15 protein-coding genes and 1 pseudogene are annotated in these 16,301 nt (G+C 72.8%); 10 read left to right on the forward strand and 6 right to left on the reverse strand.

Translation table 11 applies throughout. The features are described 5' to 3' along the window. Positions 1-36: 36 nt before the first annotated feature. From A6Q81_RS10040 to lpdA, 3 genes and pseudogenes are all read right to left on the reverse strand, one after another. Positions 37-927, reverse strand: a complete 891-nt coding sequence (locus tag A6Q81_RS10040; protein WP_286690355.1) for a TIGR01777 family oxidoreductase — start codon at positions 925-927, stop codon at positions 37-39. 7 nt (positions 928-934) lie between these two features. Continuing rightward, positions 935-2,473 (reverse strand): annotated as a pseudogene (gene sucB / locus A6Q81_RS10045) (2-oxoglutarate dehydrogenase, E2 component, dihydrolipoamide succinyltransferase); the annotation flags it as partial. After that, positions 2,406-3,818 carry a dihydrolipoyl dehydrogenase gene (gene lpdA / locus A6Q81_RS10050; protein WP_067858418.1) on the reverse strand — a complete coding sequence of 471 codons (1,413 nt, stop codon included), beginning with the start codon at positions 3,816-3,818 and terminating at the stop codon, positions 2,406-2,408. The pseudogene sucB and the gene lpdA, both read right to left, overlap by 68 nt. Before the next feature lie 202 nt (positions 3,819-4,020). Here lpdA and A6Q81_RS10055 point away from each other — a divergent pair, with 202 nt between their 5' ends. After that, positions 4,021-4,623: a hypothetical protein gene (locus tag A6Q81_RS10055; protein WP_193786265.1), complete on the forward strand. Its 603-nt coding sequence runs from the start codon at positions 4,021-4,023 to the stop codon at positions 4,621-4,623. 9 nt (positions 4,624-4,632) lie between these two features. On the opposite strand, the gene A6Q81_RS17375 is transcribed toward A6Q81_RS10055, so the two are convergent. Next, complete coding sequence (locus tag A6Q81_RS17375) at positions 4,633-6,273, reverse strand: serine hydrolase domain-containing protein (protein WP_286690357.1); 1,641 nt, start codon at positions 6,271-6,273, stop codon at positions 4,633-4,635. Continuing rightward, entirely contained in the window at positions 6,266-7,717 is a 1,452-nt protein-coding gene (locus A6Q81_RS10065) for a leucyl aminopeptidase (protein WP_286690358.1), read from the reverse strand. The genes A6Q81_RS17375 and A6Q81_RS10065 overlap by 8 nt, the downstream gene beginning before the upstream one ends. Positions 7,718-7,795: 78 nt before the next feature. Between A6Q81_RS10065 and gcvT the strand changes: the two genes are divergently transcribed. Both gcvT and A6Q81_RS10075 read left to right on the forward strand, forming a co-directional pair. Continuing rightward, the gene (gene gcvT, locus A6Q81_RS10070) at positions 7,796-8,911 is read left to right on the forward strand and encodes a glycine cleavage system aminomethyltransferase GcvT (RefSeq protein ID WP_286690359.1); all 1,116 of its coding nucleotides are present in this window, start codon (positions 7,796-7,798) and stop codon (positions 8,909-8,911) included. An 87-nt stretch (positions 8,912-8,998) separates the two neighbouring features. Continuing rightward, complete coding sequence (locus tag A6Q81_RS10075; RefSeq protein ID WP_067858399.1) at positions 8,999-9,193, forward strand: hypothetical protein; 195 nt, start codon at positions 8,999-9,001, stop codon at positions 9,191-9,193. 49 nt (positions 9,194-9,242) lie between these two features. On the opposite strand, the gene A6Q81_RS10080 is transcribed toward A6Q81_RS10075, so the two are convergent. Further along, a complete protein-coding gene (locus tag A6Q81_RS10080; RefSeq protein WP_286690360.1) occupies positions 9,243-9,809 on the reverse strand; it encodes a DUF3043 domain-containing protein in 567 nt (188 codons plus the stop codon). Between the two features lie 69 nt (positions 9,810-9,878). Here A6Q81_RS10080 and A6Q81_RS10085 point away from each other — a divergent pair, with 69 nt between their 5' ends. From A6Q81_RS10085 to A6Q81_RS10115, 7 genes are all read left to right on the forward strand, one after another. After that, the gene (locus A6Q81_RS10085; protein WP_286690361.1) at positions 9,879-10,589 is read left to right on the forward strand and encodes a PspA/IM30 family protein; all 711 of its coding nucleotides are present in this window, start codon (positions 9,879-9,881) and stop codon (positions 10,587-10,589) included. A 19-nt stretch (positions 10,590-10,608) separates the two neighbouring features. Further along, positions 10,609-11,475, forward strand: coding sequence for a zinc metalloprotease HtpX (htpX, locus tag A6Q81_RS10090; protein ID WP_286690362.1), 867 nt, complete (start codon positions 10,609-10,611; stop codon positions 11,473-11,475). Positions 11,476-11,488: 13 nt separating this feature from the next. Further along, on the forward strand, positions 11,489-12,061 hold the full coding sequence (gene pspAB / locus A6Q81_RS10095; protein ID WP_286690363.1) for a PspA-associated protein PspAB: 573 nt from the start codon (positions 11,489-11,491) through the stop codon (positions 12,059-12,061). A gap of 37 nt (positions 12,062-12,098) precedes the next feature. Then, positions 12,099-13,367: an aspartate aminotransferase type Ic gene (locus tag A6Q81_RS10100; RefSeq protein WP_286690364.1), complete on the forward strand. Its 1,269-nt coding sequence runs from the start codon at positions 12,099-12,101 to the stop codon at positions 13,365-13,367. A 4-nt stretch (positions 13,368-13,371) separates the two neighbouring features. After that, positions 13,372-14,472, forward strand: a complete 1,101-nt coding sequence (locus A6Q81_RS10105) for a glycerate kinase family protein (RefSeq protein ID WP_067858382.1) — start codon at positions 13,372-13,374, stop codon at positions 14,470-14,472. A gap of 121 nt (positions 14,473-14,593) precedes the next feature. After that, positions 14,594-14,971 (forward strand): HesB/IscA family protein, encoded by a 378-nt coding sequence (locus A6Q81_RS10110; RefSeq protein ID WP_067858379.1) that lies wholly within the window; start codon positions 14,594-14,596, stop codon positions 14,969-14,971. A gap of 353 nt (positions 14,972-15,324) precedes the next feature. Continuing rightward, complete coding sequence (locus A6Q81_RS10115; protein ID WP_067858377.1) at positions 15,325-16,299, forward strand: carbohydrate kinase family protein; 975 nt, start codon at positions 15,325-15,327, stop codon at positions 16,297-16,299. Positions 16,300-16,301 lie beyond the last annotated feature (2 nt).

A 16,301-nucleotide genomic window follows, 5' to 3' on the forward strand; every position in this document is an offset into this window, starting at 1 on the left:
GCCGACGGGTGGCGCATCGGCGCGACCCGGTGAGCGTCAGGCGAGGGCCGAGCGGAGGGCCGACGCGAGGTCGGCGTCCTCGAAGACGAACCCGTTGTCGAGCAGGACCCGCGGCACCATGCGCAGCGAGCCGAGCAGGTCGTCCGAGAGCGCCCCCAGCGCCACGCGCAGCACCGGCGCGGGCGCCACGAGCACGGTCGGGCGGCCCAGCACGTCGCCGAGGGTGTTCGTGAACTCGGCGTTCGTCGGCGCCTCCGGCAGCGACAGGTTGACCGGGCCGCTGATGCTGTCGCGCTCGAGCAGGAAGGCCACGGCGCGCACCCAGTCGCGGCGCGACATCACCGACATGCGCTGGCGACCGTTGCCCAGGCGCGGACCGAGCCCGAGCTTGAACGGCAGCAGCATCGGACCCAGGAGCCCGCCCTCGTCGTCGAGGGGGAGTCCGGTGCGCAGGTGCACCACGCGCTGGCCGGCCTGCTCGGCCTCGACCGTGGCACCCTCCCACGCGACGCAGAGGTCGGCGAGGAACCCGTCGCCGCGACCGGCCGACTCGGTGAGCCGGTCCTGGCCGCGGTCGGCACCGTAGATGCCCATGGCCGAGCCCGACAGCAGCACGGTCGGGGAGCTCGACGCCGCCACCGCGCGCGCGATGGTGGTGGTCGAGTCGACCCGCGACGACCACAGCTGCTTCTTGTAGCTCTTCGTCCGGGGCCACCGGGCGATCGTCGCGCCCGAGAGGTTGACGACGGCGTCGGCGCGGTCGACGAGCCCCTGGTCGATCCGGCCGGCGGCGGGATCCCACAGGGAGGCGTCAGGACCGGGCGTGCCCGAGCGGACCAGGCGCGTCACCTGGTGGCCCTGGTCCCGCAGGTGCGAGACCAGGGCCGAGCCCAGGAAGCCGGACGCGCCGCCGACGACGACGTGCATCAGGGGGTCAGAGCTCGCCCTCGAAGGAGCCGCTCTGCAGCCGCTCCTTGACCGCCGTCAGGAACCGACCGGCGTCGGCACCGTCGATGAGGCGGTGGTCGTAGGTGAGCGCCAGGTACGCCATGCTGCGCACCGCGATGCTGTCGCTGCCGTGCGCGTCGGTGATGACCACCGGGCGCTTGACGACGGCACCGACACCGAGGATCGCGACCTGCGGCTGGTTGATGATCGGCGTGTCGAACAGCGCGCCGTTGCTGCCGAGGTTCGTGATCGAGAACGTGCCACCGGACAGCTCGTCGGGCTTGATCTTGTTCGTGCGGGTGCGCTCGGCCGCGTCGGCGATCTTGCGCGCCAGCCCGGCGATCGAGAGGTCGCCGGCGTCCTTGATCGTGGGCACGAGCAGACCGCGCTCGGTGTCGACGGCGATGCCGAGGTGCTCGCCGGCCGGGTACGTGACCGTGCCGGCCTCGAGGTCGAGCGCCGCGTTGAGCGTCGGGTACTGCTTGAGCGCCTCGACGGCCGCCTTCGCGAAGAACGGCAGGAACGTCAGCTTGACGCCCTCACGCTCGAGGAACGCGTCCTTGTGCTTGGTGCGCAGTCGGGCGATCTCGGTGACGTCGACCTCGTGCACCTGCGTGAGCTGGGCCGAGATCTGCAGCGACTCGGTGAGTCGCGACGCGACGACCTTGCGCAGCCGGCTGAGCTTCTCCGTCTTGCCGCGCAGCGGCGACGGCTCCGATGACGCGGCCGGCGCGGGGGCGGAGGGCGCCGACGCGGCCGGGGCGGGCGCTGCGGCCTCCTCGGCCTTCTTGGCTGCGTCGAGGACGTCCTGCTTGCGGATGCGACCGCCGACGCCGCTGCCGGTGACGGCCGCGAGGTCGACGCCGTGCTCCTTGGCGAGCTTGCGCACGATCGGCGTCACGTAGGTGTCGCCGCCGCTCTGCGTCGAGGCGCCCGACGTCTGCGGGGCCTCCTGCTTCGGCTCGGGACGCGCCTCGTTCTCCGGGTGCGCCTGCTTCTCGGGCTGGGCGGTCGGGGCGGGGGCGGACGGGGCGGGAGCCGACTCCTCCTTCGTGACCTCCTCGGCCTTCTCGGGCTGGCTCTTCTCGGCCTCGGCGGCCTCCTCGAGCTCCTCGGCCTGCGCCGGGTCCTCGGCGGGGTCGCTGTCGAGCGACGGGGCCTCGTCGGACGAGCCGCCCGAGGAGGAGCCCGCGGCGGACGGGTCGCCGACGACGGCCAGCACGGCGCCGACCTCGACGGTCTCGTCCTCCTCGACCTTGATCTCGAGGATGGTGCCCGCGACGGGGGAGGGGATCTCGGTGTCGACCTTGTCGGTGGAGATCTCGAGCAGCGGCTCGTCGACCTCGACGGTGTCGCCGACGTTCTTGAGCCAGGTGGTGACGGTGCCCTCGGTGACGCTCTCGCCGAGCTCGGGAAGGGTGACGGTCGTTGCCATGATGTCGTCCTCGTCGTTCGGGTCAGGCGTGCGAGTGGAGGGGCTTGCCGGCCAGGGCGAGGGCAGCCTCGCCGAGAGCCTCGTTCTGGGTGGGGTGCGCGTGGATCAGCTGCGCGACGTCCTCGGGGTAGGCCTCCCAGTTGACGATCAGGGAGGCCTCGCCGACCTGCTCGCCGTAGCGGGCGCCGATCATGTGCACGCCGACGATCGGCCCGTCCTTCTCGCGGACGAGCTTGATGACACCGGCCGTGCCGAGGATCTGGCTCTTGCCGTTGCCGCCGAGGTTGTACTCGACCGTCTCGACGTTCTCGTCGCCGTACTTCTCCTTGGCCTGCGGCTCGGTGATGCCGACCGACGCGAGCTCGGGGTCGCAGTAGGTGACGCGCGGGATGCCGGGGTCGAGGACGGGCTGCGGGGACAGGCCCGCGATCTCCTCGGCCACGAAGATGCCGTGCGCGAAGCCGCGGTGCGCGAGCTGCAGGCCGGGCACGAGGTCGCCGACGGCGAACACGCCGGGGACATTGGTGCGAAGCCGCTCGTCGGTGGGGACCCAGCCGCGGTCGACCGTGACACCGGCCTCCTCGAAGCCGTTGCCGTTGCCGTTCGGGCCGCGGCCCACCGCGACGAGGACGAGGTCGGTCTCGATGGTCGAGCCGTCCTCGAGGGAGACCGTGACGCCGCTGTCGGTCTGCTCGACGCCGGAGAACTTGGTGCCGGTCTTGAAGGCGATCTTGCGCTTGCGGAACGCGCGCTCGAGGTTCTTCGACAGCGTCGGGTCCTCCAGCGGGACCAGCGACGGGAGCGCCTCGATGATGGTGACCTCGGCGCCGAAGGAGCGCCAGACCGACGCGAACTCCACGCCGATGACGCTGCCGCCGATGATGACGACCTTCTCGGGGACCTCGCTCATCGTGAGGGCCTCCTCGCTCGTCACGACGCGGCCGCCGATCTCGAGGCCCGGCAGGCTGCGGGCGTAGGAGCCGGTGGCGAGCACGACGTTGCGGCCGGTGTACTGCTGGCCGTCGACCTCGACGACGCCGCCGCCGTTCGCGTCGGTGGAGACGAGGCGACCCTCGCCCTCCACGACCGTGATGCCGCCGGACTTGATGAGGCCCTGCAGACCCTTGTAGAGACGGTCGATGACGCCGGCCTTGTAGCTGTTGACCTGCGCCATGTCGATGCCCTCGAACGTCGCCTTGACGCCGTAGGTCTCGCTGTGGCGGGTCTCGTCGGCGACCTCGGCGGCGTGCAGCAGCGCCTTGGTCGGGATGCAGCCGTTGTGCAGGCAGGTGCCGCCGAGCTTGCCCTTCTCGACGAGCGCGACGCTGAGGCCGAGCTGCACCGCACGGAGGGCGCAGGCGTAACCGCCGCTGCCGCCGCCCAGGATGACGATGTCGAAGGTGTTCGTGCTCTGGTCGCCCGGGCTGTCCGCCACAGTGTCCTCCCGCGTGGAATGGTCGTTCGCCAGCCATCTTGTCACCCTCGGCCCACGCCGCACCACGGGGGGAGCGACCGGTGAGTAGGTTCTCTGGACTCGTCCGCGGGGGTCGTCCACAGGGGTCGTCGCGGGGGTCGTCCGGGGGAGCGGTCGCCTCGTACCGGGCCCGTCGCCACCAGGGGTCGGGCAGAATGTCGCCATGGCACTGTTCGGCCGCCGACGCGGCAGCTCCGACCGCCGCGCCGTGCGTGACGACATGGCGGCGCTGCGCGACTGGGCGACCATCCGTCACGGCGTCGAGGCGTACGTCGAGCCGCGCACGTCCTTCAACGAGCCCACGGTCGTGCTGGTCGCGTCCGACGGCGAGTCGATCCGCCGACGCGTGGAGTCCTACAAGGCGGCCGCCGAGCTGGCCCGCAAGCTCGGGATCCCGGTCTACGACGCGAACCGTGTGGGCTACCCGCAGCGCATGCGCGACTACGCGGTGCGCCAGCAGGGCCGCTCCAGCGGCCACACGGCGTCGTCCAGCAGCCGCGACCCGCGACGCTCCACCGCCGGCGGCGGACCGACGCGTCCGCCAGCCGGACCCCGCTCGCTGTCGCCGAGCGAGCGCGACGCCATCGCGACGCTGCAGGTCTCGGCCGACGTCGCGGGCGGCGACGTCACCGTCCGCCCCGACGACGAGGTGCTGCGCCGCTGGTGGAAGCAGGCCCGTGCGCGCTCGCACCCCGACCGTCGCGGCGGCGACCGCACGGAGTGGGACGAGGTCGAGCAGGCCGCCCAGACCCTCAACCTCTCCTGACCCCCAGCCTCAGGACGTCAGGGGCGGGGGTCGGCGTGCTCCGGGGGCCAGACCACGGCGAAGCGCTCGAACCGGGTCTCCATCGCGTCGACGTCGACGTCGTCCGCGAGGCCCAGCACCCGGCGGGCGAAGTCGCGGTGCGCCCGCAACCACCAGGCGCGGGTGAGGTCGCCCTCGCCCTCGTCGCGCGCGAACGCGTCGTCGACGGAGTCGAGGCGCCCGACGCGCACGTCGACGGTCCGCAGCACGACCTGGGACCGTCCGGAGCCGTCGAGCACGACCCAGTGGTCGCCGACGCGGACCGGGTGGTCGTCGGGGCACACCGTCCGGCGACGGGTCGTAGGGGGTACGGGTGAACACGAAGCTCGCCAGCGTCAGCTGCACCGGTCGGCCGTCGGCGTCACGACGGACCGCCAGGCGCTCGCCCTCGTGGTAGCCCTCCAGCCCGACCCAGATGCCGTCGGCGTCGGCGCGGAAGCGGGCCCCGCGGCCCGCGCCCGGCTCGCCCAGCACCAGGTACTCGTCCTCGAGACGTGCGGGGTATCGGGCGGTGCCCCAGAACCAGTCGCCCACCAGGTCGAGCCGGTCCGCGTGGCCGGGCCGGCGTGTCCAGGCCGGACCAGCCAGGGGCTCCAGCTCGCGCAGGAGGTCGAGCAGGTCGGTGGCCAGGGGGCCGAGGCCGGAGGTGGCGTTGGCAAGGACGACGACGCCATCCCCGGTGGCCGCGTCGACCCGCAGGCCCGCGAGGAAGCCGGGCATCGATCCGCCGTGCCCCACGAAGCGGCGACCGCCGACGTTCCAGACCTGCCAGCCGAGCGCGTGGGCCCCGGTCCAGGGCTGCCGCGGGACGTCGCTCACGGCGACGGGTCGCAGCATCTCCTCGAGCGTGCCCGACGGGAGCAGGTCGTCGGTACGGCCGGCGGCGAACGCGGCCCAGCGCGCGAGGTCCTCGGCGCTCGACCAGAGCTGCCCGGCGGGAGCGAGCGCCTCGGCGTCGTGCTCGGGCTCCACGTGGGCGACGTCGGCGAAGGGGTGCACGGCCAGGCCCGGTGCCGCGTCGGGGCCGGGTCGCAGCGTCGTTGCGGTCATGCCGAGCGGCTCGAGGAGGTCGGCGACGACGCTCTCGTGCCACGACGTGCCCCGCAGGCGGGCGACCAGCTCGCCCAGCACGGCGAAGCCGGTGTTGGAGTAGTGGAACCGCGTGCCGGGGACGTGGACGAGCCGCGGTGCGGCCGACGCGAGCAGGTCCGTCCACGTCAGCCCCGGCGAGCGCTCCCACCACGAGGCGTCGGTCTCGGCCTGCAGGCCGGCGGTGTGGCTCAGCAGCTGCGCGACGGTGACGTCGAGGTCGAGCTCCGGCAGGTGCCGACCGATCCGGTCGTTGAGGGCCAGGTGGCCCTCGTCGCGCAGCCGCAGCACCTGCACGGCGACGAACGTCTTCGTGATCGAGCCGATCCGGTACGCGGTCCGGGGCGTGGCCTCAGGCGACGCATCGATGCCGTCGACGTGGCCGGCCGCGCCCGACCACACCGTCCGACCCCCGCGCACGAGAGCGGCGGTGACCGACGGGAGGCGTCGGTCCCGCTGCTCCGCGGCGACGCGGGCGTCGAGCCGGCGGCGGGTCGCCTCGAGCAGGTCCGGCTCAGTCACCGGACGCGAGGTCCGACGCGAGACGCACGAGCGTGCGGACCGAGACGCCGGTGCCGCCGGACGGCGTGTAGCCGTGCTCGCCGCCGTCGTTGAACGACGGGCCGGCGATGTCGAGGTGCGCCCAGGGGGTGTCGCCGACGAACTCGCGCAGGAACGCGGCCGCGAACAGGGTGCCACCGTAGGGCTTGGGGTTGTGCTGGCGGATGTCGGCGATCTTCGACGACGTCACCGCCGACTTCATCTCCTCGACGATCGGCAGCGGCCACATGGACTCGCCCGTGGTGCGCGCGGCGTCGAGGATCGCGTCGCTGAGGGCGTCGTCGTTGCCGAGCACGCCCGTGGTGCGCTCGCCGAGCGCGACGACGCAGGCGCCCGTGAGGGTCGCGACGTCGACGATCCGGTCGGCGCCGGCCTCGACCGCCAGGGAGAGACCGTCGGCGAGGACGAGGCGGCCCTCGGCGTCGGTGTTGTGCACCTCGACCGTGGAGCCCGAGCGCATGGTGAGGACGTCACCCGGACGCGTGGCCGAGCCGCTGGGCATGTTCTCGGCGAGGCAGGCGAAGGCGGTGACCTTGACCGGCAGGCCGAGCTCGGCGATGGCGAGCGTGGCGGCGACCACGGCTGCGGCACCCGCCATGTCGATCTTCATGGTCTGCATGCCGGAGCCGCTCTTGATCGAGAGGCCGCCGGAGTCGAACGTGATGCCCTTGCCGACGAGGGCGAGGTGCGTGACGGCCTTGCGGGGCTCGTAGGAGAGCCGCACCAGACGCGGGGGAGCCTCCGAGCCGGCACCGACGCCGAGGATGCCGCCGCACCCCTCCTTCTCGAGCCGCTTCTCGTCCCACACCGAGACCTTGACCGGCTGGCGTCCGGAGACCTCGGCGATCTGGTCGGCGAACGCCGGCGGTCGCAGGTCCCCGGGCGGGGTGTTGACCCAGTCGCGGGCGAGGGCGGTGGCGCGTGCGACGACCGCGGCGTGCTCGACGGCGTCGACGACCGTGCTCTGGCGCCCGAAGGCCGACAGCACCGTGACCGCACCCAGGCGCGCGTCGTCGTCGGACGCCTTCGTCTTGTAGGCCTCGTAGCGGTAGGCGCCGAGCAGCGCGCCCTCCGCGACCGCGACGACGTCGTCCGCACCGGCCGGCTGCAGCGCCAGGGCGGTGGTCGAGGCCTTCAGCCTGATCGCGGCGCGCACGCCCGAGGCGGCGGCGCGGCGCAGCTCCTCGGCGTCGGGCTCCTCGCTCAGGCCGACGGCGACGACGGTGCCCGCCTTCGTGGCCTCCCCGCCGGGCGCCACGACGACCTGCCCCTTCTCGCCGGTGAAGCCCAGCAGGGCCAGCGTCGGGGCGAGGTCGGCCGCGTCGTCGTCGGTCCGCACGCCGAGCACGAGGACGTCGGTCTTGACCGTCGAGGGCTTGGCGGTGCTGACGGAGACGTCAGGCAAGGAGGAGGCGGACGAGCGGGCGGGCGTCGAAGGGGCCATGTCGCCCATGTAATCACGCAGCCCGCTACGTTGGCCGACATGGACCTGCTCCGTTCGCCGCTGCACGACCACCACGTGGCCCTCGGCGCCAAGATGGCCGAGTTCGGGGGCTGGTCGATGCCCCTGGAGTACCCGTCGGAGTCCGGTGGCGGCGTCCTCGCCGAGCACGCTGCCGTGCGCGAGGCGGCGGGCCTGTTCGACGTGAGCCACCTGGGCAAGGCCAGCGTCCGCGGCGCGGGCGCCGTCGACCACGTGAACGCGCACCTGACGAACGACCTGCGTCGCATCCGTCCCGGCCAGGCCCAGTACACGCTCTGCTGCGACGAGGACGGCGGCACCGTCGACGACCTCATCGCCTACGTGCGCAGCGACTTCGACGTCTTCCTCGTGCCCAACGCCGCCAACACGGCCGCCGTCGTGGAGCGGCTGCGCGCCGATGCTCCGGCCGGCATCGAGGTGGTCGACCGTCACCGCGAGCTGGCCGTCCTGGCCGTGCAGGGGCCCGCGGCCGACGCGGTGCTCGCCGGTGTCGGCGTGCCCACCGACCACGCCTACATGTCGTTCGTCGAGGCGCCCGTCGGCGGCGCCGAGGCGATCGTGTGCCGCACCGGCTACACGGGGGAGAAGGGCTACGAGCTCGTCGTCCGGGCCGACGACGCCCCCGCCGTCTGGGAGGCGCTGCTGGCCGCAGGCGAGCCGCACGGGCTGCGGCCCTGCGGTCTCGGCGCGCGCGACACGCTGCGCACCGAGATGGGCTACCCGCTGCACGGCCACGAGCTGTCGGCCGAGATCTCCCCGGTCATGGCACGCGCCGGCTGGGCGGTCGGCTGGGACAAGTCGACGTTCACCGGCAAGGACGCGCTCGTGCGTCAGCGTGAGGAGAAGAGCGTCCCGTTGGTCCGCGGCATCGTCTCCGCCGGCCGCGGCATCCCGCGTCCGGGGATGGTGGTGCGGTCCGTCGGACCCGACGGCGGACCCGGTGACGTCGTCGGCGAGGTGACGTCCGGGACCTTCTCGCCCACGTTGCGCCAGGGGATCGGGCTGGCCCTGCTCGACCGCGCGGTCGGCGACGGCGACGACGTGCTCGTCGAGGTGCGACGTCGCGCTGAGCCGTTCACGGTGACCAAGCCCCCGTTCGTCGCCCCCTCGACCTGAGCCCCGACCTCGTCCCGGCCTGCCGCACGGTCACGTCGGGGCGAGGATGGCACGACCGACCACGCACGACCGATCAGGAGGACGTCGATGAGCTGGACCTGGCTGCTGGAGACCGCCGACGGGCAGGAGAAGGGTCGTTCCGACGCCTTCGACAGCCGCGGTGACGCCGAGACCTGGATCGGCGAGACCTTCGCCGAGCTGCTCGACCAGGGCGTCGACCAGGCGCGGCTGCTCGACGGCGACACCGAGGTCTACGGACCGATGTCGCTGCACGGCGAGTAGCCCCGTCGGGGCCCTCGCGCGACAGGTGAGGGGCGCGACAGGTGAGGGGTCAGACGCGCTCGCGCGGCTCCTCGCCGCGCGCGATCGCCGGCTTCGGCAGGCGGAAGCGGCGCAGCTGCGTGCTGCGCAGGACGGCGTACCCGGTCGCGCCGCGCGTCGACTCGCCCGGGAAGCGCAGCTTCAGCTGCTTGCGCAGGCCGCTGACCAGCAGGACCTCGTCGATGATGGTCAGCAGGATCATCACGCCCCAGGCGTAGACGACGACGAGCTGCGCGAGCGGCGCCTGGACGAAGCTGAGGACGAGCACCGCGAGCAGGATCGGCAGCAGGTACTCGGCGACGTTGCGACGACGGTCGACGTAGTCACGCACGAACGCGCGCACCGGGCCGCGGTCGCGCGGGGGGAGGGCGTCGCCCTTGCCGGCCCGCAGGGCCTCCTGCTGACGACGACGCAGGTCCGAGCGCGCCTGACGGTCGCGCTGCATCTGCTCCTTGCGCGTCATCGGCGTCTTCATCGCCTTCTTGCGCGCCGCCTCGGCCTCCTTGCGGCTCGGCGTCGCACGGCCCTTCTTGGCGGCCTGGGTGCGGTCGTCGGGGGCGGCGTTCTCCTGCGTCACGGCGTCACCCTACACAGCGCGCCCTCATGGTCCGGACGCCCACGTGCCGCAGCCCCGTAGGCTGACCTCATGGGGATCGGACGCAGGATTCGCGACATCTGGAGGTCGCGCTCGCACCGTGAGCTCGACGGCGAGGAGCTGCGCAGCTCCCTCGACGACACCTACCGCGCCCAGCTCGCACACCTGCAGAAGGTGCGCCGCGGCGTCGCCGACGTCACCACCAGCCGCAAGCGCGTCGAGGTGCGGCTGCGCCAGCTCGAGCAGCAGGCCGCGACGTTCGACGCGCAGGCCCGCGAGGCCGTCGAGCGTGGTGACGACACCGCCGCCCGCACCGCGCTCGGCCGCAAGGTCGGGCTCGAGGACTCGCTCGCCGACCTGCGGGAGCGGCACGCCGCCCTGCAGCAGGAGGAGGCGACCATCACCGACGCCGCCACCCGGCTCGAGGACAGCATCGAGGACTTCCGGCTCCGCAAGGACACGCTGACCGCTCGTGCCTCGGCCGCCGAGGCCCGCTCGCAGCTGACCAGCGCCGACACCGGCATCGCGTCGTCGCTCAGCAGCGTCAACCAGCAGATGGAGGCCGCCGAGCGGCACACCCGCGAGCTGGAGGCCCGTGCCGACGCGATCGACGAGCTCGTCGCCGACGGCATCGTCGCGCGGCCGGGGGAGAGCAGCGACGACCTCGAGGCGCGGCGCTTCGACCGCGAGCTGGGTCTCGACGTCCCGCAGGGCACCGAGGTGGAGGGAGAGGGCCGTGGCCCGCAGCAGGTTCAGGGCTGACCGGGGGCTCACGCTCCGCATGGGCGGGGTGAGCCTCGGGCTGGGCGCGCTCTACGTCGCGTTCGGTGCCGTCCTCATCTCCTTCTCCGGCAGCGCGGTGATCGGCCTGGTCATCACCGTCGCGCTCGCCTGGGGACAGTGGTACTTCTCCGACACGCTCGCGCTGAAGTCGATGGGTGCGCGCGTCGTCAGCCCCGAGCAGGCGCCCGAGCTGCACGCCATGATCGACCGGCTGTGCGTCATGGCCGACATGCCGAAGCCGACGGTCGCGGTGGCCGTCACCGACCTGCCCAACGCGTTCGCGACCGGTCGCACGCCGCGGCACTCGGCCGTGTGCGTCACGACCGGCATCATGCAGCGCCTCGACGCCGACGAGCTCGAGGGCGTACTGGCGCACGAGCTGTCGCACGTGGCCAACCGCGACGTCTCCGTCATGACCGTCGCGTCGTCGCTCGGCCTGCTCGCCGGCTTCATCACCCGCTGGGGGTTCTACCTCGGTGCGGGCAGCAACGACCGCGACAACCGCAACGGCAACGGCAACGGCGTGCCGTTCATCGTCGTGTTCCTCGTGAGCATGCTCGTCTACTTCGTCAGCTTCCTGCTCACCCGCGCCCTGTCGCGCTACCGCGAGCTCAGCGCCGACCGCAGCGGTGCGTACCTGACGGGTCGTCCGTCGAAGCTCGCGTCGGCGCTGGTCAAGATCTCCGGCGACATGAGCCGCATCCCCAACGAAGACCTGCGCGGCGCCCAGGCGCTCAGCGCCTTCTTCTTCGCGCCGGCGATCAACCGCGCGTCCGTGAACGCGGTCATGGCCACCCACCCGTCCCTGGAGCAGCGCCTCGCGCAGCTGGCCAAGGTCGGCGCCGAGCTGTCGGACCCGATCTGATGGGGTCGATCTGATGGGCTGGCTCGACGGCATCCTCGGCCGCTCCAAGCCGCCGGAGGCCGACCTCGACGTCCTCTTCGGGGTGCCCCAGGCCGCCCTGACGCTCGAGGCGGCGGGCTTCGCTGCCACCGGGGCGGGAGCCGTGTGCTTCCGCGACGTCGACGGCGTCAGCGACGACCGCGTGATGGCCGAGGTGCAGCAGGTCATCGGCACCGACGCCTCCGCGACGGTGGCCGTCACCGACGACGGCCAGGGCTTCCGCTGGCTGCAGGTCACGCGGGCGCCGGGCGACCTGCAAGGCCTCGTCAGCGACCTGCACGCCGCGAACTCCTCGATGGCCGATGCGGGCTTCGGCCCCCAGCTGCTGTGCTCCACGGTGCTGTTCTCGACGCCGTCGGGCGGCCCGCTCGGGCTGGTCTACCTGTTCAAGCAGGGCACCTTCTACCCGTTCGCGCCGCAGGCCGGTCGACGTCGCGACAACGCCGTCGAGCTGCAGGTGCGGGCGCTCGTCGAGGGCGACGTGCCGGTGGAGAAGGCGCTGGAGCGCTGGCTGGCGCTCTGGGACGCCCCCGGTCTGTCCGTCTGACGACGTCGGCTCGCACGACCTTCGGTAGGTTGGGCCCGTGAGCCTCGACACCCTCTCTCCCGACGAGATCCGCGCCCTCCACGACGAGCAGCAGGCCGCCTACGAGCAGCTGAAGCAGGCCGGTCTTGCGCTCGACATCACGCGTGGCAAGCCGTCGTCGGCGCAGCTCGACCTCTCCAACGCGCTCCTCGACCTGCCCGGCCAGGACTACAAGGACGCGGCCGGCACCGACACGCGCAACTACGGCGGCGTCGTCGGCAACGTGCAGCTGCGCGAGATCTTCGCCGAGCTCCTGCACGTCCCCGTGGAGCAGCTGGTGACGGGCGACAACGCCAGCCTGGCGATCATGCACGACCTCATCGTCTTCGCGATGCTCAAGGGCACGGTCGGGTCGCAGCAGCCGTGGGCGCAGGAGGAGGAGGTCGTCTTCCTCTGCCCGTCGCCCGGCTACGACCGGCACTTCGCGATCTGCGAGCAGTACGGCATCACCATGCGCACGATCGACATGCTCGACGACGGTCCCGACATGGCCGCCGTGCGCGAGGCGGTCACCGACCCCGCGGTGAAGGGCATCTGGATCGTCCCGACCTACGCGAACCCGACGGGCGCCGTCGTCAGCGAGGCGGTCGCCGCCGAGCTGGCTGCGCTCGAGACCGCCGCGCCCGACTTCCGGATCTTCTGGGACAACGCGTACGCCGTGCACCACCTCACCGAGGAGCGCACCAAGACCGCCGACATCGTCGGTCTGTGCGCCGCATCGGGACACCCGGACCGTCCCTTCGTGCTCGCGTCGACGTCGAAGATCACCTTCGCGGGAGCCGGCGTGAGCTTCTTCGCTTCCTCGCCCGAGAACATCGCCTGGTACACCGGGCTCGTCGGCAAGCGGACCATCGGGCCCGACAAGGTCAACCAGCTGCGTCACGTCCGGCTGCTCGGCGACGTCGACGGCGTGCACGCGCTCATGGACCAGCACCGCGAGATCCTCGCGCCCAAGTTCGCCGTCGTGCAGGAGGTGCTGTCGGCGCGGCTCGGCGGTCTCGACGTCGCCACCTGGACCGACCCCCGCGGCGGCTACTTCGTGAGCCTCGACGTCCCCGACGGCTGCGCCACCCGCGTGGTGCGCCTGGCCAAGGAGGCGGGCATCGCGCTCACCCCGGCGGGTGCGTCCTTCCCGTACGGCAAGGACCCGCGCGACCGCAACATCCGCATCGCGCCGTCGTTCCCGCCGATCGAGGAGCTGCGCACCGCGATGGAGGGCCTGGCCACGTGCGTGCTGCTCGCGGCCACCGAGCAGCGGCTGAGCTGAGCCCGTGCGCGTGCTCGTGGCGCCGGACAAGTTCGCCGGCACGCTGAGCGCGCCCGAGGCGGCCCGGGCGATCGCCCGCGGCTGGGCCCGGACGTCGCCGGACGACGAGGTGGTCCGGCTGCCGATGGCCGACGGCGGGCCGGGCTTCGTCGACGCCCTGCACGACGCGCTCGGCGGCCGGCTGCACGTCGTCCCCGTGCGCGGGTCGACGGGCGCCGAGGTGCCCGTGACGCTGCTCGTCGTCGACGACGTCGCCTACCTGGAGTCGGCGCAGGCCTGTGGGCTGCAGCTCGGTCCGCCGGCCGCCCGGACCGCGTCCACGTGGGGCGTGGGCGAGGCGGTGCGGGCCGCCGTCGAGCTGGGGGTGTCGAGCGTCGTCGTGGGGCTCGGCGGCAGCGCCACGAACGACGGGGGAGCCGGGCTGCTCGGCGCGCTGGGCGCGACCGCCGACCGACCCCTCGACGCCGGTCCGGACGGTCTGCGCGGCGTCACGTCCGTCGACCTCGCCGCCGCGCGACAGGTCGTGGAGGGCGTCGACCTGGTCGCCGCGAGCGACGTCGACGTCCCGCTGCTGGGCCTGTTCGGCGCCACCAAGACGTTCGGGCCGCAGAAGGGGCTCGACGAGGCGGACCTGCTGGAGGTCGACGGCCTGCTCGACGCCTGGGTCGACGCGGTGTGCGGTCCGACCCCGGCGCAGCGGCGCGTGGCGGACGCGCCCGGGGCCGGCGCGGCGGGCGGTCTGGGCCTGGGGCTGCTGCTCCTGGGAGCGGACCGACGTCCCGGCGTCGCGGTGGTGGCGGAGGCGGTCGGGTTGGACGTCGCGTGTGCGGACGCCGACCTGGTGGTCTCCGGCGAGGGCTCCTACGACCACACCTCGCGCAGCGGCAAGGTCGTGCACGGGGTCGCCCAGGTGGCCGGACGACACGCTCGACCGTGCGTGGCGATCGCCGGACGGGTGACGGTGGGTGCGCGGGAGATGCGGGCCATGGGCGTCGAGTCGGCGTACGCGATGCTCGACCTGGTGGGGGAGGAGCGCTCGTTCGCGGACCCGTCGGGCGCTCTGGCCGACGTCGCCGAGCGGGTGGCGCGCACCTGGTCGCGCTGATCGGCGCCCCGCGAGTCCGCGCCCGGCGAGGGATCTCCTGAGGATCGGCGCGTACGATGGAATGGAACCGGCTTCCTCCTGGTTGTCCACCAGGAGAGCACCCGAGACCGACGGAGATGACATGAGCGTCGACAGCAGCACCACCCCCGAGACCACCGAGACCGCCGCCCCGGCCGACGGTGTGAACCTGTCCGCGAACGCCGCGGAGAAGGTGCGGAGCCTGCTTGCCCAGGAGGGTCGCGACGACCTCGCCCTGCGCATCGCGGTGCAGCCCGGCGGCTGCTCGGGCCTGCGCTACCAGCTGTTCTTCGACGAGCGCACGCTCGATGGCGACGAGGTCCGCGACTTCGACGGCGTGAACGTGGTCGTCGACCGCATGAGCCTGCCGTACCTGCACGGCGCGTCGATCGACTTCGTCGACACGATCGAGAAGCAGGGCTTCACCATCGACAACCCGATGGCGACGGGCTCCTGCGCCTGCGGCGACAGCTTCCACTGATGGAGTGACCTCGGGAGCTTCGCGATCGAGCCACCTCGCGAGCCCTGCGAGCGACGGTGGCGAGAGGTCGAGTGGTGCACGCCGAAGGCGTCGGACTGTATCGAGACCTCCAAGCGGTCCAAACCCCACCACGAGGTGAGCGACGAGCATGACCGCCCAGGGTGATCTCGATACACCTCCCCTCGCTAGCGCTCGTGGAGGCACTCGACCAGCGGGAGCGGGGCACTCGACCAACGAGAGCGGAGCCTCGACCAGCGGTCACCCGGCACGAGCGGCGTGACGCGAGGTCACGCCCGACTTCCTCACACGACGGCCCCCTGCGGACGCAGGGGGCCGTCGTCTAGTCTCATCTGGTGCATCTCGCGATCGCCGGCTCTGTGGCCACCGACCATCTGCAGGTCTTCTCGGGGAAGTTCTCGGACTCCCTGGTCCCGGACCAGCTCGACAAGCTGTCCGTCTCGTTCCTGGTGGAGGACCTCGACGTCCGCCGCGGCGGGTGCGCCGCGAACATCGCGTTCGGCCTGGCCGCGCTGGGCCTGCGGCCGACGCTGGTGGCGTCGGTGGGGCGTGACTTCGCCGACCAGGGCTACCAGCAGTGGCTGGAGGACGCGGGCGTCGACTGCTCGCGCGTGCACGTGTCGCCCGACAAGCACACGGCGCTGTGCACGATCACGACCGACGACGCGCACGCGCAGATCGTCACCTTCTACGCCGGCGCGATGGCCGATGCCCGCACGATCGACGTGCTGGAGCTCGGCGACTTCGACCTCGTCCTCATCGGTCCGGACGACCCGGAGGCGATGAACCGGCACACGGCGGCCTGCCGCAAGGCGGGGGTGCCGTTCGCGGCGGACCCGTCGCAGCAGCTGGCGTGGGCCGACGGCGACCTGATCCGCGAGCTCGTCGACGGTGCGGCGTACCTCTTCAGCAACGACTACGAGTCGGCGCTCATCCAGACGAAGACCGGCTGGAGCGAGGAGGAGGTGCAGGCGCACGTCGGCACGCGGGTCGTGACCCGCGGCAAGGACGGCGTGACGGTGTACCCGTCCGACGGCGCGCCGATCGAGGTCGCGGCGATCCCCGACGTCGACGCGGTCGACCCGACGGGCGTCGGCGACTCGTTCCGCGGCGGGTTCCTCGCTGGCGTGGCCGCAGGCCTGGACCTGGAGCGGTCGGCGCAGATCGGCTGCACGATCGCGGCGAGCGTCGTGGAGACGACGGGCACGCAGGAGTACACGCTGACGCGTGAGGCGTTCCTGGACCGTCTGGGCTCGGCCTACGGCGACGACGCGCGGGCCGAGGTGTCCGCCGCGCTGGACCTCGCGTGAGC

Source organism: Aeromicrobium sp. REDSEA-S38_B2 (assembly GCF_001628525.1).
Lineage (GTDB): Bacteria > Actinomycetota > Actinomycetes > Propionibacteriales > Nocardioidaceae > Aeromicrobium > Aeromicrobium erythreum.

What these genes read in the sequence shown, in the direction of transcription:
- A6Q81_RS10040 (WP_286690355.1), bottom strand. Translation starts at nt 927, where the DNA reads ATGCACGTCGTCGTCGGCGGCGCGTCCGGCTTCCTGGGCTCGGCCCTG.
- A6Q81_RS10055 (WP_193786265.1), top strand. Translation starts at nt 4,021, where the DNA reads ATGGCACTGTTCGGCCGCCGACGCGGCAGCTCCGACCGCCGCGCCGTG.
- gcvT (WP_286690359.1), top strand. Translation starts at nt 7,796, where the DNA reads ATGGACCTGCTCCGTTCGCCGCTGCACGACCACCACGTGGCCCTCGGC.
- A6Q81_RS10075 (WP_067858399.1), top strand. Translation starts at nt 8,999, where the DNA reads ATGAGCTGGACCTGGCTGCTGGAGACCGCCGACGGGCAGGAGAAGGGT.
- A6Q81_RS10085 (WP_286690361.1), top strand. Translation starts at nt 9,879, where the DNA reads ATGGGGATCGGACGCAGGATTCGCGACATCTGGAGGTCGCGCTCGCAC.
- htpX (WP_286690362.1), top strand. Translation starts at nt 10,609, where the DNA reads ATGGGCGGGGTGAGCCTCGGGCTGGGCGCGCTCTACGTCGCGTTCGGT.
- pspAB (WP_286690363.1), top strand. Translation starts at nt 11,489, where the DNA reads ATGGGCTGGCTCGACGGCATCCTCGGCCGCTCCAAGCCGCCGGAGGCC.
- A6Q81_RS10110 (WP_067858379.1), top strand. Translation starts at nt 14,594, where the DNA reads ATGAGCGTCGACAGCAGCACCACCCCCGAGACCACCGAGACCGCCGCC.